We start from the raw sequence: 12,956 nt of genomic DNA, 5'->3' as shown, positions 1-12,956 counted from the left end.
GCCGCACAGCCTGATCGCCGACAACGCCGCCGGCATCCTGCTCGCGCGCGGCGAAGTCGACCTCGTGATCACCGGCGCCGACCGCGTCGCCGCGAACGGCGACTCGGCGAACAAGGTCGGCACTTATCTGAAGGCGCTCGCGGCGCGCGAGCATGGCGTGCCGTTCCATATCGCGGCGCCGTTCTCGACGGTCGATTTCGCGTGCCCGAACGGCACGGCGATCCCGATCGAGGACCGCGGTCCGGCCGAAGTGCGCCGCGTCGCGGGTGTCGCTGACGACGGGTCGCTCGTCAGCGTGCGGCTCGCGCCGGACACGACCGGCGCGGCGAATCCCGCGTTCGACGTGACACCGGCAAAGCTGATCACGCGCATCATCACCGAGCGCGGGGTCACGGCGCCCGGCCGGCTGCGCGAGCTTTATCCGGAGAAGGCCGAATGAGCCCCGTGCGCGGAATCGAAGTCGACGACTTGGAGCTGCGCGCGGAACTCGTCGCGACGACGCTCGCGATGTGCGCCGCGCGGCTCAACACCGGCTCCTCCGGCAACGCGAGCGTCCGGACGGCGGGCGGGATGCTGATCACACCGAGCGGGCTCGCGCCCGACGCCTGCACGCCCGAGGACATGGTCGTCGTCGACGCTGACGGCCGCGCCGACGCGCGCCTCGCGCCGTCGAGCGAGTGGCGCCTGCATCACGACCTGTACGCGCACCGCCCCGAAGCCGGCGCGATCATTCACGCCCACGCACCTTTCGCGACCGCGCTCGCGTGCCAGCGGCTCGAGATCCCGCCCTTCCACTACATGATCGCGCGCTTCGGCGGCAACACCGTGCGCTGTGCAAAGTACGCGACCTTCGGCACGCAGGCGCTGTCGGATCACATTGCAGCGGCAATCGCGGACCGCAGCGCATGCCTGATGGCGAACCACGGCATGCTCGTGTTCGGCCGCAACCTCGCCAACGCGCTCGCACTCGCGATCGAGTTCGAGACACTGTGCGAGCAGTACTGGCGGGTACGCCAGCTCGGCAAGCCGGTGCTGCTGTCGGACAGCGAAATGCGTGAAGTCGTCGAGCGTTTCCGCTGGTACGGCAAGCCGGCGGAACAGTTGCCGGAGTAAGGCGCCGAACGCGAGCGGCGCGACGTTCGCCGGGGGTCACCGAAGCCGCGGATGCCGGACATCGCTGCGCCCGGTCCGACCCACGAAGTCGCGGATGCCCCGATGGCCGGATCCGGCGTAGGTCGGCGTGAGCCGCAGGCGAAGGCCGACGTCAGGTGCCGGCGCCGCCCCCGGAAGTGCACTCGAGCATCTGCAGCAAACTCGACGTATCGTCCCGCCCGCCGCCGAGCGCCATCAGCGCGTTGAGCTGCTGCCACACCTGCGCCGCGACCGGCAGCGGCGCGCCGAGCTTCGCCGCCTCGTCCATCACGATGCCGAAATCCTTGTGGTGCAGGCGCGACTCGATGCCGGTGGCGAAGTCCCGCCGCACCATGCGCCCGCCCATCACGTCGAGCACGCGCGACGCCCCCGACCCGCCCATCAGCGCGGCGCGCATCGCGGCGACGTCGACGCCGTGCGCGTTCGCGAGGTGCATCGCTTCGGCGCACGCCTCGATCGCCGCGACCATGATCATCTGGTTGCACGCCTTCGCGACCTGCCCCGCGCCGTGCTCGCCGATATGCACGATCGTGCGCCCGAGACAGGCGAGCAGCGGACGGACGCGTTCGAGGACCGCCGCGCTGCCGCCGACCATGATCGCGAGCGTCGCGTCCTGCGCCCCCTGCGCTCCGCCCGACACCGGCGCATCGAGCATTGCCGCGCCGCGCGCATCGACGGCCGCCGCGACCCGCCGGGCCGACGCGGGCGCGATCGTGCTCATGTCCACGTGCACCCATCCCGGCCGCGCACCGTGGATCAGGCCATCGTCGCCGAGGACTACCCGCTCGACGTCGGCGCTCGCGGTGACGATCGAGAACGCGACGTCGGTCGCAGCGGCGAGCGCCGCCGGGCTGTCATGGACGACCGCGCCGCTGCCGGCGAACGGCGCGAGACTTTCCGGTCGCCGCGCCCAGAGATGCAGGCGGTGGCCGGCACGCTGCAGGTGCCCGGCCATCGGCCGCCCCATCACGCCCAGCCCGATGAAGCCGACCTCCATCAATCGGCTCCGTCGGCCGGCTCGCCGCCGCTCATGCGTTCGAGCAGCTTCAGCATCGCCACCGAGTCGTCCTCGCCAAGCCCGCTGCCGACCATCGCGTTGAACATCTGCGCGGTCGCCGCCGCCGACGGCAGCGCAAGGCCGAGCCGGTGCGCCTCCTCCATGACGATGCGCATATCCTTCTGGTGCATCCACGCCTTGAAGCCGGGCTTGAAGTTGCGGTCGAGCATGCGCTGACCGTGGTTTTCGAGCACGCGCGAATACGCGAAGCCGCCGAGCAGCGCCTCGCGCACCTTCGCCGCGTCGACGCCGCTCTTCTTCGCGAAATTCAAGGCCTCGGCGACCGCGGCAACGCCGACGCCGGTGAGGATCTGGTTGCACGCCTTCGCGACCTGCCCGGCGCCGCTCGCGCCGATCAGCGACACTGTCTTGCCCATCGCGTCGAACAGCGGTTTCGCGCGCTCGAACGCCGTGGCGTCGCCGCCGACCATGATCGTCAGGCTGGCGTTGATCGCGCCGATCTCGCCGCCCGACACCGGCGCGTCGAGCATTTCGATGCCGCGCGCCTTCAGCCGCGCCGCAACCGACTGCGCCGCCGCGGGCGCGATCGTGCTCATGTCGGCGAACACCAGCCCCGGCCGCGCGCCGTCGGCCACCCCCTGCGGCCCGAGCGCGACCTGCTCGACGTCGGGCGCGTCGGCGACCATGCTGATCACGACTTCGGCGCGCGACGCAACGTCCGCCGCGCTCGCGCCGTCGCCGGCCCCGGCGTCGAGCAGCGGCAGCATCGATTCGCGCCGCCGGCTCCAGACGTGCAGGCGGTGACCGGCACGCATCAGGTTCAACGCCATAGGGCGGCCCATCAGGCCGAGTCCGATGAATCCGACGTCCATTCTTCTGTCCCTCGCTGCTGGTTGGAAAGCGCATCGCGGCGGATAATCGCCGCATGACTTACGCCCCGATCATCAAGGAAATTGGACGCGGCGCCAAGGGCGCGCGCTCCCTCGACATCGCGCAGGCCGAGGCGCTGTTCGGCGACGTCCTCGACGGCCGCGTGCCCGATCTCGAGCTCGGCGCGATCCTGATCGCGCTGCGGATCAAGAGCGAGACGCTCGACGAGGTGCTCGGTTTCCAGCGCGCGATCGACGCGCGTTGTCCGCGGGTCGCGGTGCCGCCCGGTCCGCGCTGCGTCGTGCTGCCGACCTATAACGGCGCGCGCCGGCAGGCGAACCTTATGCCGCTCGTCGCGCAGCTCGTCGCGCGCGAAGGCGTGCCGGTGCTGATCCAGGGGCGGCACGACTTCGAGTCGCGCGTGAGCCCGTTCGAACTGCTCGACGCGCTCGGCATCCGGCCCGCGGCACAGATCGACGACGCGTCGGCGACGCTCGCGCGCGGCGACATCGCGTGCGTGACGCTCGCGCAACTGCTGCCCGGCATGGACCGGCTGCTCGGCCTGCGGCTGCGCCTCGGCGTGCGCGGGAGCGGTCATACGATGGCGAAGCTGATCGACCCGTGCCCGGGGCGCAGCGTGCGCGTCGTCGCGGTCACGCACCCGGAGTATCTCGAACGGATGCACGAGTTCCTCGTCGCCGACCGCGCGCGGGCCATGCTGATGCGCGGCACCGAAGGCGAGGCCTATGCGAATCCGCGCCGACGGCCGGCGATGGAAGCGTTCCGCGAAGGCGTCGCCGAATTCGCGTGGCAGGCCGAAGCCGGCGGCGCGCCGCCGCTCGAAGGCCTGCCCGAAGCGCCCGCCGTCGCGGAAAACGCCGCGCTGATCCGCGCGATGCTCGCCGGCGAGGTCGCGATCCCGCAGCCGATCGCCGACCAGGTCGCCGCGCTGGTCCGGCTCGCGCGGGAGGAACAGACCGCCACGGCGTAGCGCGGCGCGCAGGGGGAGCGGAAGCTTCCTCGTCGGCCGGCGCTTCGCTCACGCCGGACCTGCGGAACTTTTAGTGCGCGCCGAAGCGGCCGTCGCGGTAGTCGGCGAGCGCTTCCTGGATCTGCTGCTGCGTGTTCATCACGAAGGGGCCGTACTGCGCGATCGGTTCGTTCAGCGGGCGGCCGGCGATCAGCAGCACGCGGGCGGGTTGCGCGCCCGCTTCGATGACGACGCCGTCGGCCGCCGGATCGTTCGCGAGGATCGCCATCTGCTGCTCGCCGAGCGCCTCGCCGGCGACGCTCGCGTCGCCGCGATACACATACAGGAAGGCGTTGTGCGTCGGCGGCAGCGGCTGGCTGAAGCGGCCGCCGGCCGGCAGATGGACGTCGAGATACAGCGGCGCGGTCGCGTCGCGCGTCACCGCGCCGGCGACGTCGTGGCTCTCCCCGGCGATGACGCGCACGTCCACGCCGTCCGCGGTCTGAAACGACGGGATCCGGGCGGCATCGAAATCGCGGTACCACGGCTCGCGCAGCTTCTCGCGCGCCGGCAGGTTCAGCCACAGCTGGAACCCTTCCATGACGCCGTCTTCCTGCTCGGGCATCTCGGAATGGATCACGCCACGGCCGGCCGTCATCCATTGCACGCCGCCGTTTTCGAGCAGCCCTTCGTTGCCGGCGCTGTCACGGTGGCGCATGCGGCCGGCGATCATGTAGGTGATCGTCTCGAAGCCGCGGTGCGGGTGGTCCGGGAAGCCGGCAAGGTAGTCGTCCGGATTCTCGTTGCGGAACGCGTCGAGCATCAGGAACGGGTCGAGCCGCCGTTGCAGCGGCTGCGTCAGCACGCGCGTGAGCTTGACGCCCGCGCCGTCGGAGGTCGCCTGCCCGGTGACGATGCGTTCGACGGCGCGCGTCTGCTGCACGCGCCCGGACTTCGGTTCAGTGCGTTCGATGGTCATCTGGGACTCCTGTCGGGTTTCGTCGGGCGCACCGCGCCGCGGAATACCGGCCGGCCCGTGCTTCGGGCCGGCGCCTTCCCCGCATGGCGCGATCAGGCGAAAGCCGCTTCGATATCGCGTTCGGCTTCGACGATTGCCTGTTGTTCCGCGTCGGCGCCCATCGCGAAACCTTCGGCAAAGACGAAACGCACGTCGGTCATGCCGAGGAAACCGAGGATCGTCTTCAGGTACGGCACCTGGGTGTCGGCCGGCGTGTCGCGGTAGCGTCCGCCGCGGGCGAACGCGACATACACCGTCTTGTTCTTCAGCAGACCTTCCGGGCCGTTCGCGGTGTATTGGAAGGTCACTTTCGCGCGGGAGATCGCGTCGAGCCAGTTCTTCAGTTGCGCCGGAATGCCGAAGTTGTACATCGGCACGGCGAGGACGACGGCGTCGGCCGCCTGGATTTCGGCGATCAGCGCGTCGTCGAGCGCGACGCGCGCCGCCTGCTCCGCAGTCCGCTGCTCGGCCGGCGTGAACAACGCGCCGAGCGCGGCCTCGTCGAGCGACGGATGCGGCGTGCGCGCGAGGTCGCGGACGACGACCGACGCGCCCGGGTTCGACGCGCGCAGGCGCTCGACGATCGTGTTCGCGACGCGGGTGGAGTTGGAACCTTCGCCGCGGGCGCTGGAATTGATCTGCAGGACTTTCATGAGACTCTCCGTGTTGTTCGGTTTGGGTAGGCTCACTTTATCGGCCGAACTGTTGCGAAAATAGCCGCAAACCGGAACAACACCATTGCTCGATCTGCATCAATCGTCCCGCCCGCTGCGGTCGCCGGCCGCGTGCGGCGCTCGTCGATATGCCAGTGCGCTTTTCTTCGACGGCCCGGCTGTCTCGCCCCGCACGGCTTCCCGGCAGCTGCAAAACCGCCGCTGAACTTTTTTGGCGCCCCAGCGACGAATGCGCGTGCGTGGCCTACAATCGCCGCTCTTTCACGCTTTCCGGCCCCGATGACTCTCTCGAATCTCCCGTCCCGCCCCCTGTTTCTCGGCCTCTTCGCCGTCTGCATCGGGCTGCTGTCGTTCGGCCTCTACCTGCAGCATGTCGTCGGCCTCGAGCCGTGCCCGATGTGCATCATGCAGCGGTATGCGTTCGTCGGCGTCGCGCTGGCCGCGCTCGTCGGCGGCCTCCACGCGCCCCGGCGCAACGGCTCCCGCGCCTACGCGGGCGCGATCTTGCTGCTCGCGCTCACCGGCGCCGGCGTCGCCGCCCGTCAGACGTGGATCCAGCTCTACCCGCCGGAATTCGCCGAATGCGGTCCGGACCTGGAGTTCATGCTCGGCAGTTTCCCGCTCGCCGACGCGCTGCCGATGATCTTCCACGGTGCGGGGGATTGCTCGAAGGTCGACTGGACCTTTCTCGGGCTATCGCTCGCGAACTGGTCGCTGGTGATGTTCACGCTCGTCGCGCTGTTCGCGATCGCGGTGATGCTGCGCAAACGCGGCTGACGCGGGAACCGGAGGTCGCCGCGTCCAACCGTTTACTCGACGACGCGGACCGTCGCGCCGCCGATCTCGTAGCGCCCGCCGCCCAGCGCATGACAGCGCTTGACCTCCAGCCGCGTGACCAGTGGCGGCCGCGTCAGCTGGCCGGCCGGCGACGCGACGACGACTTCGAGGACTTCCGCTTCGCCGGGGACGTAGGCGGCCCGCAGCGTCATGCCGCCGACGCCGATCTCGACGCACTCGGCCGGTATCGTTTCGCCGCTGCGCAAGCGGATCAATGCGGGGCAGCCGAGCGGAATGCGGCGGTCGAGGCGCCGGTCGGAAGGGGACGCGCGGTCGTTCATCGGAGCCTCAATTGACTGGAATAACGGTCGAAATTGTAGCCCGTGCGCGCAAGGGCTTACGAGGTTCGCCTCCGCGCGCCAGGAAGGGCGCGGCCGTCAGCCGTTGTCGTCCGCTGCGCAGCGCCGCGCGTACTCCGCCATCGCGGCGATGACCGAATCCGCCTCGCCGACCGCGAGCGCCTGGACGATCTCGCAAGCGGGATGACGTGCGCGCGCGGCGGCGACGAGTTTCGGCAGGTCGGCCTTCAGGTGTCCGCCCTGCGCGATGAACATCGGCAAGACGACGATGCGGCGCGCGCCGCGGACGACGAGCGAGTCGATCGCGACATCGAGCGTGGGCTCGATGAATTCGAGGAAGGCGAGTTCGACACCGACGTCCGGCGCCGCGGCGACGAGCCGGTCGCGAACGCGTCGCATCGGCGCCGCCCAGGCCGGGTCCCGTGCGCCGTGACCGAACAGCACGACCGCTCGTTCTCCGCTCATGCCCGCACCTCCTCTTCGATGGCCTTCGTCACGGCGGCCGGCCTCGCGACCAGACGCTCGACCGCGAGCGCGGCCGCGAACAAGCCGACGCTCGCGGTCATCATCATGCTCGAGCCATAGCCCGCGCACGCGAGCCCCTGCGGGCCGTGCGGAAGGTCGCACGCCGCGCCGTCGAGGCGCAGCGGCTCGGCCGAATACACCGCGTCGATGCCGAACGGCCGCTTCGGATTGCGCGGAAAACCGTGTTCGCTGCGCAGGCGCTTGCGCACTTTCGCGAGCAGCGGGTCCTGCTCGGTGCGCGACAGGTCATCGACGCGGATCTTCGTCGGATCGGTCTTGCCGCCGGCGCCGCCGGCGACAATCAGCGGAATGCGGCGGGCGCGGCACGCGAGCACGATCGCGACTTTCGCGCGCACGTTGTCGATCGCGTCGATGACGACGTCGAACTCCTGCATCAGCGCCGCGGCATTGTCCTCGGTGACGAAATCCTCGACGACCGCGACGTCCGCCAGCGGGTTGATCGCGCGGATGCGGTCGGTCATCGCGACGACCTTCGCCTGCCCGAGCGTCGCGTCGAGCGCGTGGATCTGGCGGTTGATGTTCGATTCGGCGACGTGGTCGAGGTCGATCAGCGTGATCCGGCCGACGCCGCTGCGCGCGAGCGCTTCGGCGACCCACGACCCGACCCCGCCGATACCGATGACGCAGGCGCTCGCGCGTTCGAGCCGGTCGAGGGCGTCCGCACCGTAAAGCCGCGCGATGCCGCCGAAGCGTCGCTCGCGGTCGACGTCCGCGGGCGGAGGCAGGAAGGAACCGGACATGGAAGCGGGCGCAGGAACGAAGAGCGCCGATGTTACCTCAGCGGGACGGGCGCTGAACTCCCCGAAACGGTGCGGCTCCAATCCGCGAAGGAGGACCCCATGCCCCGATTGCTACGCCGGGCCGTGCTGTGCGGCGCGCTGATGCACCTTTGTCCGCCGGCCATCGCAACGCCGCCTGCGCTTGTTGGCGAAGCAGGAGTCGGGGCTTACGAAGCGGGTCGGCTCGACGAGGCGGCGCACCTTTTCGAACAGGCCGCGCGAGCCGGCAACCGGCTTGCCCAGTTCAACTACGCGATGATGCTGTTGCGCGGCGAGACGGCGCCGCGCGACGACCATGCGGCATGGCGCTGGCTGCGGCGCGCCGCGAACGCAGGCCTGCCACAGGCGCAATACACGCTCGCCCTGCTTTACGACCACGGCGACGGCGTCGATCGCTCGTGGCCGACGGCGGCGGAATGGTATCGGCGGGCCGCGGAACAGGGACACGTCGAGGCACAGGTCAGCCTCGCGGCGATGTACTTCGCCGGACGCGGCGTCCCGCTCGACCCTGCCGCTGCGGCGCGCTGGTATCTTGCGGCGGCGAGCGCGGGCCACGCCGGCGCCCAAGCCATCCTCGCCGGCATGTACGACGCGGGCTCCGGCGTCGAACGCAACGCCGTGCTCGCCGCGCACTGGTACCGGGAAGCCGCGAAACGGGGCGACGCCGCGGCGCGGGCGAAGGTCGAAGCACTCGACGCGAATCACGACGGCGCCGAGCAATAGGCCTGACCGGCGCGATCGCCCTCTCACGCGGTAACGGTTTCCTTCGTCACCGGGCGGTCGAGCCACATGCCGAGCCCCTGCGCGTTGAGTTCGAGGTCCATCCGCAGCAGGTCGAAGACCTCCGCTTCGGGCAGTGTCCAGCCCTGACGCTCGGCTTCCTCGCGCACGATCTGCTCGAGTCCGGCGAGAATTTCGACGTGGCGCGCGACGCCATGCCCGCGCGCGGCCTGGGCGACCGCGACTTCGGTGCTGATCAACCGTTGCAGGTCGGCCGCGAGCCGGTCCACGTCCGTGACGCGGCTGTAATGCGTCAGATACATCGCCTCCGGCGCGAACGACATCAGCCGCTCGATCGACGCGTGCAGCGCATCCGGATCGAATTGCGTCGGCGTCGTCGTCGGAAAAACCGACGCGCGCCCCTCGACATCGAGTTCGCGGTAGGAGAGGCCGAAAGTGTCTCCGGTGAAGAAGGCGCGCGCGGTCGCGTCCCAGATGCAGATGTGATGACGCGCGTGTCCCGGCGTCTCGAGGATGCGGAAGCGGCGGCCGGCCATGTCGATTTCGAGCTCGTCGGTCGCCTCGGCGATGCGCTCGGCGGGCACCGGCGCGAGCCGCCCGTAAAGCGCGAACGCGCGCTCGGCGCCATAGACGGCCGACGTCCCCGCCCACAACGCCTCCGGATCGACCATGTGCCGCACGCCGCGCGGGTGGACCAGCAGCTTCGCGTTCGGAAACGCGCACATCAGGCTGCCCGCCCCGCCCGCGTGGTCGAGATGGATGTGCGTCAGCATCACCCAGTCGACCTGGTCGGGCGCGATCCCTGCCGCGGCGAGCGCGGCGAGCACGCGCGGCGCCGACGCGTTCGTGCCGGTATCGACGACCGCCGCGCGGCCGCGATGAATGACGAGATGGATCGCCGCCATGCCCGGCCGATCGTAGCCCGAATCCACCGCAAGAATTCCGTGGGGATGAGCGGTCACATGCTGCATGGCTAACGTCCTCCTGCCCGTTTCACTTGTCAGGCGATTGTATCCTGCGGTGGCGACCCGAGGCCCGTGGGCGCGGCGCGTTACACTGTGACACGCCATCGCGGAAGCCCGAGGATGCCCACTTTCGATTTCGATTCGCCGATCGACCGCCGCACCGAACCCGGCGACAAATGGGGCCGGTACGTGGGCCGGGACGTCCTTCCGCTGTGGGTCGCCGACATGGATTTCGCGGCCCCGCCCGCGGTCATCGACGCACTGCGCCGGCGTCTCGATCATCCGGTATTCGGCTACACCGACGCCTGGCCGGGACTCGTCGATGCCGTCATCGAAGGCATCGCGCGCGACCACGCATGGCAGATCGAACCGGACTGGCTCGTCTGGCTACCAGGCGTCGTCAGCGGCTTCAACCTGGCATGCCGGGCAATCGGCGAGCCGGGCGACGAAGTCTTCACCGCGACCCCGGTCTATCCCCCGTTTCTCACGGCTCCGGCGAACAGCGGCCGACGCCTCGTGACGCGTCCGTTGGCGCTCAGCGACGGGCGGTGGGAGTGGGACCGCGCGGCGGTCGAGGCCGCGCTGTCGCCGCGAACCCGACAGCTGATGCTGTGCAACCCGCACAACCCCGTCGGCCGCGTGTTCGACCGCGACGAACTCGGCTGGCTCGCCGATCTCGCCGAACGCCACGATCTCGCAATCTGCTCGGACGAAATCCACTGCGGGCTCGTGCTCGACGACGTCGCACACATCCCGATCGCGGCCCTCGACGACAGCGTCGCGCGCCGCACGATCACCCTCATGGCGCCGTCGAAAACCTGGAACATCCCGGCGCTCTACTGCGCGTTCGCGATCATCTCGGACCCAGCGCTGCGACGGCGGTTCCGCCACGAAATGCGCGGCCTCGTTCCGCATCCGAACCTGCTCGGCATGGTCGCCGCCGAAGCCGCTTACCGCGACGGCGGGATCTGGCGCGCCGCGCTGCTGGCCTACCTGCGGGGCAACCGCGAAGCCGTCCTGAACGCGGTCGCATCGATGCCCGGACTCGTCGCGGCGCCCCCCGAAGCGACTTACCTCGCGTGGATCGACTGCCGCAACGCCGGCATCGACGATCCGGCGAAATTCTTCGAAGACGCCGGCGTCGGCCTGTCGGACGGCACGCCCTTTGGCATGCCCGGCTTCGTGCGCCTGAACTTCGGCTGCCCACGCGCGCTGCTCGCGGAAGCACTGGGACGAATGCAGCGGGCGCTCGACGATCGGGAGCGCAAGGGACGCTAAAGAAGAAAGAAGCGCAGCCCGATCCGGGCGGCGCTTCGCTGTTCGTCAAACGCGAGAAGTTCGCCTTAGAACGGGATGTCGTCGTCGAAATCCCCGAAGCCGCCGGAGCCGCCGCTCTTCGGCGGTGCCTTCGGGGCTTGCTGCGGAGCCGGGCGCGACGGCGCCGGCGCATCGTAGCCGCCCGCGTCGTACTGGCGCCCCGACGCGTCCCCGCCGCCGGCGCCCTGGCGCGAGCCGAGCATCTTCATTTCATCGCCGCGGATCTCGGTCGTGTAGCGATCCTGGCCTTCCTTGTCCTGCCACTTGCGCGTCTGCAGGCGGCCTTCGACGTAGATCTGGCTGCCCTTGCGCAGGTACTGCGCGGCGATCTCGGCCAGGCGGCCGAAGAACACGACGCGGTGCCATTCGGTCTGCTCCTTCTTTTCGCCGGTGTTCTTGTCCTTCCAGCTCTCGCTCGTGGCGACGGTGACGTTGCAGATCGCATCGCCGCTCGGGGCGTAGCGCGTTTCGGGATCCTTGCCGAGATTGCCGATCAGGATCACTTTGTTCAGGGAAGCCATGAGGTACTCCTCGAGGATTGATTAACGTGCCGTCGCGGCAGGGGCGACACGTCGGGGAGGTGGATTCATCGTCGCTGCGAAGAGCAGCCAGATCAGTGCGAGCAGGCCGCACGCAAGGTTGACCGCACCGGGACCGAAATGCTGCGCGACCCAGCCACCGAGCATTCCGCCGAGAAACAGCCCGACGGACTGCAGCGTGTTGTACAGGCCGAGCGCCGCCCCTTTCGAATGAGCCGGGGCGACCCGCGATATCCATGAGGGCAGGATCGCTTCGAGGACGTTGAACGCGACGAAAAACAGGGTCAGCCACAAGCCGAGCGACCAAAGCCCCTGCCCGAACGCGTAGAGCCCGACCTGCACGACCAGCAACAGCGCGACCGCGCCATTGAAGACCGCCTTCATCCTGCCCCGGCGCTCGGCGACGATCACCGCCGGCACCATCAGCGCGAACGACAGCAAGACGGCGGGCAGATAGACCTTCCAGTGCTCGGGGAGCGCGAGGCCGCCGCCAGCGACGAGCGCTGCGGGCACGAGCACCCACATCGCGGTCTGGATCAGATGCAGCGCGAAGACGCCGCCATTGAGCCGCATCAACTGGCCGTCCCGCAGCACGTCGACGAAGCTGCCCGCCGGGGCGCGGGGCACCGCGGGCGCCGCGGGCACGACGTAGAGCACGACGCCGATCGCGGCGAACGCGAGCACGGCGGTGAGCCAGAAGATGCCGTCCATGCCGATCGCCGCGTAGAGCGTCGGCGCGGCGACCATCGAGATCGCGAACACCAGGCCGATGCTGGAGCCGATCATCGCCATCACCTTCGTGCGATGCTGATCGCGCGTGAGGTCCGCCGCGAGCGCAGTCACCGCGGCCGAAATCGCGCCGGCGCCCTGCAGCACGCGCCCGACGATAATCGTCTCGATGCTGCCGGCCAGCGCGGCGACGGCGCTGCCGAGGACGAACAGCAGCAGCCCGAACACGATCACGGGCTTGCGCCCGAAGCGATCCGACGCGATGCCATATGCAATCTGCAGGAACGCCTGCGTGAGCCCGTACGCGCCGATCGCGAGGCCGACGAGCGTCAGGTTGTCGCCACCCGGGACCTTGTGCGCGTGGACCGCGAACACCGGCAGGATCAGGAACAGCCCGAGCATCCGCAACGCGAAGATCGCAGCCAGGCTCGCGCCAGCGCGCTTCTCGGCGAGGGTCATGGAGTCGGGCTGGGGTCGTGACATCTAGGCTGGCGACGAAGCA

The 12,956-nt window shown here is 69.8% G+C and carries 15 protein-coding genes and 1 pseudogene; 6 read left to right on the top strand and 10 right to left on the bottom strand.

The features are described from left to right. A pseudogene (locus V6M37_RS18690) lies at positions 1–439 on the top strand (S-methyl-5-thioribose-1-phosphate isomerase); the annotation flags it as partial. Next, entirely contained in the window at positions 436–1,113 is a 678-nt protein-coding gene (locus V6M37_RS18685; protein ID WP_332675836.1) for a class II aldolase/adducin family protein, read from the top strand. The pseudogene V6M37_RS18690 and the gene V6M37_RS18685, both read left to right, overlap by 4 nt. A gap of 151 nt (positions 1,114–1,264) precedes the next feature. On the opposite strand, the gene V6M37_RS18680 is transcribed toward V6M37_RS18685, so the two are convergent. Beyond that, positions 1,265–2,149 carry an NAD(P)-dependent oxidoreductase gene (locus V6M37_RS18680; protein WP_332675835.1) on the bottom strand — a complete coding sequence of 295 codons (885 nt, stop codon included), beginning with the start codon at positions 2,147–2,149 and terminating at the stop codon, positions 1,265–1,267. Next, complete coding sequence (locus V6M37_RS18675; RefSeq protein ID WP_332675833.1) at positions 2,149–3,042, bottom strand: 2-hydroxy-3-oxopropionate reductase; 894 nt, start codon at positions 3,040–3,042, stop codon at positions 2,149–2,151. Before V6M37_RS18675 ends, V6M37_RS18680 begins: the two co-directional genes overlap by 1 nt. Before the next feature lie 53 nt (positions 3,043–3,095). Between V6M37_RS18675 and ybiB the strand changes: the two genes are divergently transcribed. Continuing rightward, complete coding sequence (gene ybiB, locus V6M37_RS18670; RefSeq protein ID WP_332675832.1) at positions 3,096–4,031, top strand: DNA-binding protein YbiB; 936 nt, start codon at positions 3,096–3,098, stop codon at positions 4,029–4,031. A gap of 70 nt (positions 4,032–4,101) precedes the next feature. On the opposite strand, the gene V6M37_RS18665 is transcribed toward ybiB, so the two are convergent. Together V6M37_RS18665 and V6M37_RS18660 are read right to left on the bottom strand one after the other, a co-directional pair. Further along, complete coding sequence (locus tag V6M37_RS18665) at positions 4,102–4,989, bottom strand: pirin family protein (protein ID WP_332675831.1); 888 nt, start codon at positions 4,987–4,989, stop codon at positions 4,102–4,104. A gap of 92 nt (positions 4,990–5,081) precedes the next feature. Next, positions 5,082–5,681: an FMN-dependent NADH-azoreductase gene (locus V6M37_RS18660; RefSeq protein ID WP_332675829.1), complete on the bottom strand. Its 600-nt coding sequence runs from the start codon at positions 5,679–5,681 to the stop codon at positions 5,082–5,084. A 300-nt stretch (positions 5,682–5,981) separates the two neighbouring features. Here V6M37_RS18660 and V6M37_RS18655 point away from each other — a divergent pair, with 300 nt between their 5' ends. Further along, the gene (locus tag V6M37_RS18655; protein WP_332675827.1) at positions 5,982–6,479 is read left to right on the top strand and encodes a disulfide bond formation protein B; all 498 of its coding nucleotides are present in this window, start codon (positions 5,982–5,984) and stop codon (positions 6,477–6,479) included. A gap of 32 nt (positions 6,480–6,511) precedes the next feature. Here V6M37_RS18655 and V6M37_RS18650 read toward each other — a convergent pair whose 3' ends face one another. The 3 genes from V6M37_RS18650 to V6M37_RS18640 form a co-directional block, all read right to left on the bottom strand. Continuing rightward, positions 6,512–6,820 (bottom strand): PilZ domain-containing protein, encoded by a 309-nt coding sequence (locus V6M37_RS18650; protein ID WP_332675825.1) that lies wholly within the window; start codon positions 6,818–6,820, stop codon positions 6,512–6,514. 96 nt (positions 6,821–6,916) lie between these two features. Further along, complete coding sequence (locus V6M37_RS18645) at positions 6,917–7,303, bottom strand: sirohydrochlorin chelatase (RefSeq protein ID WP_332675824.1); 387 nt, start codon at positions 7,301–7,303, stop codon at positions 6,917–6,919. Beyond that, positions 7,300–8,124, bottom strand: coding sequence for a tRNA threonylcarbamoyladenosine dehydratase (locus V6M37_RS18640; protein ID WP_332675823.1), 825 nt, complete (start codon positions 8,122–8,124; stop codon positions 7,300–7,302). The genes V6M37_RS18645 and V6M37_RS18640 overlap by 4 nt, the downstream gene beginning before the upstream one ends. A gap of 99 nt (positions 8,125–8,223) precedes the next feature. Between V6M37_RS18640 and V6M37_RS18635 the strand changes: the two genes are divergently transcribed. After that, positions 8,224–8,886: a tetratricopeptide repeat protein gene (locus V6M37_RS18635; RefSeq protein WP_332675821.1), complete on the top strand. Its 663-nt coding sequence runs from the start codon at positions 8,224–8,226 to the stop codon at positions 8,884–8,886. Between the two features lie 23 nt (positions 8,887–8,909). Here V6M37_RS18635 and V6M37_RS18630 read toward each other — a convergent pair whose 3' ends face one another. Next, on the bottom strand, positions 8,910–9,875 hold the full coding sequence (locus V6M37_RS18630; RefSeq protein WP_332675819.1) for an MBL fold metallo-hydrolase: 966 nt from the start codon (positions 9,873–9,875) through the stop codon (positions 8,910–8,912). Positions 9,876–9,989: 114 nt separating this feature from the next. Here V6M37_RS18630 and V6M37_RS18625 point away from each other — a divergent pair, with 114 nt between their 5' ends. After that, a complete protein-coding gene (locus tag V6M37_RS18625; protein ID WP_332675818.1) occupies positions 9,990–11,147 on the top strand; it encodes a MalY/PatB family protein in 1,158 nt (385 codons plus the stop codon). 65 nt (positions 11,148–11,212) lie between these two features. Here the strand turns inward: V6M37_RS18625 and ssb are convergent, their stop codons facing one another. Next, the gene (ssb, locus tag V6M37_RS18620; RefSeq protein ID WP_332675816.1) at positions 11,213–11,707 is read right to left on the bottom strand and encodes a single-stranded DNA-binding protein; all 495 of its coding nucleotides are present in this window, start codon (positions 11,705–11,707) and stop codon (positions 11,213–11,215) included. Positions 11,708–11,728: 21 nt separating this feature from the next. Beyond that, entirely contained in the window at positions 11,729–12,913 is a 1,185-nt protein-coding gene (locus tag V6M37_RS18615; protein WP_332675814.1) for an MFS transporter, read from the bottom strand. Positions 12,914–12,956: the final 43 nt, after the last annotated feature.

Source organism: Aromatoleum sp. (assembly GCF_036675785.1).
Taxonomy (GTDB): Bacteria; Pseudomonadota; Gammaproteobacteria; order Burkholderiales; family Rhodocyclaceae; genus Aromatoleum.
The sequence above is the reverse complement of the archived record's forward strand: the minus strand, read 5'-3'. Positions and strand labels throughout refer to the sequence as shown.

Excerpts from the sequence above, each read along its gene's own strand:
- V6M37_RS18665 (WP_332675831.1), bottom strand. The coding sequence starts at position 4,989 with ATGACCATCGAACGCACTGAACCGAAGTCCGGGCGCGTGCAGCAGACG.
- V6M37_RS18630 (WP_332675819.1), bottom strand. The coding sequence starts at position 9,875 with ATGCAGCATGTGACCGCTCATCCCCACGGAATTCTTGCGGTGGATTCG.
- V6M37_RS18680 (WP_332675835.1), bottom strand. The coding sequence starts at position 2,149 with ATGGAGGTCGGCTTCATCGGGCTGGGCGTGATGGGGCGGCCGATGGCC.
- V6M37_RS18655 (WP_332675827.1), top strand. The coding sequence starts at position 5,982 with ATGACTCTCTCGAATCTCCCGTCCCGCCCCCTGTTTCTCGGCCTCTTC.
- V6M37_RS18635 (WP_332675821.1), top strand. The coding sequence starts at position 8,224 with ATGCCCCGATTGCTACGCCGGGCCGTGCTGTGCGGCGCGCTGATGCAC.
- ybiB (WP_332675832.1), top strand. The coding sequence starts at position 3,096 with ATGACTTACGCCCCGATCATCAAGGAAATTGGACGCGGCGCCAAGGGC.
- ssb (WP_332675816.1), bottom strand. The coding sequence starts at position 11,707 with ATGGCTTCCCTGAACAAAGTGATCCTGATCGGCAATCTCGGCAAGGAT.
- V6M37_RS18625 (WP_332675818.1), top strand. The coding sequence starts at position 9,990 with ATGCCCACTTTCGATTTCGATTCGCCGATCGACCGCCGCACCGAACCC.
- V6M37_RS18645 (WP_332675824.1), bottom strand. The coding sequence starts at position 7,303 with ATGAGCGGAGAACGAGCGGTCGTGCTGTTCGGTCACGGCGCACGGGAC.
- V6M37_RS18660 (WP_332675829.1), bottom strand. The coding sequence starts at position 5,681 with ATGAAAGTCCTGCAGATCAATTCCAGCGCCCGCGGCGAAGGTTCCAAC.
- V6M37_RS18615 (WP_332675814.1), bottom strand. The coding sequence starts at position 12,913 with ATGACCCTCGCCGAGAAGCGCGCTGGCGCGAGCCTGGCTGCGATCTTC.
- V6M37_RS18685 (WP_332675836.1), top strand. The coding sequence starts at position 436 with ATGAGCCCCGTGCGCGGAATCGAAGTCGACGACTTGGAGCTGCGCGCG.
- V6M37_RS18640 (WP_332675823.1), bottom strand. The coding sequence starts at position 8,124 with ATGTCCGGTTCCTTCCTGCCTCCGCCCGCGGACGTCGACCGCGAGCGA.
- V6M37_RS18650 (WP_332675825.1), bottom strand. The coding sequence starts at position 6,820 with ATGAACGACCGCGCGTCCCCTTCCGACCGGCGCCTCGACCGCCGCATT.
- V6M37_RS18675 (WP_332675833.1), bottom strand. The coding sequence starts at position 3,042 with ATGGACGTCGGATTCATCGGACTCGGCCTGATGGGCCGCCCTATGGCG.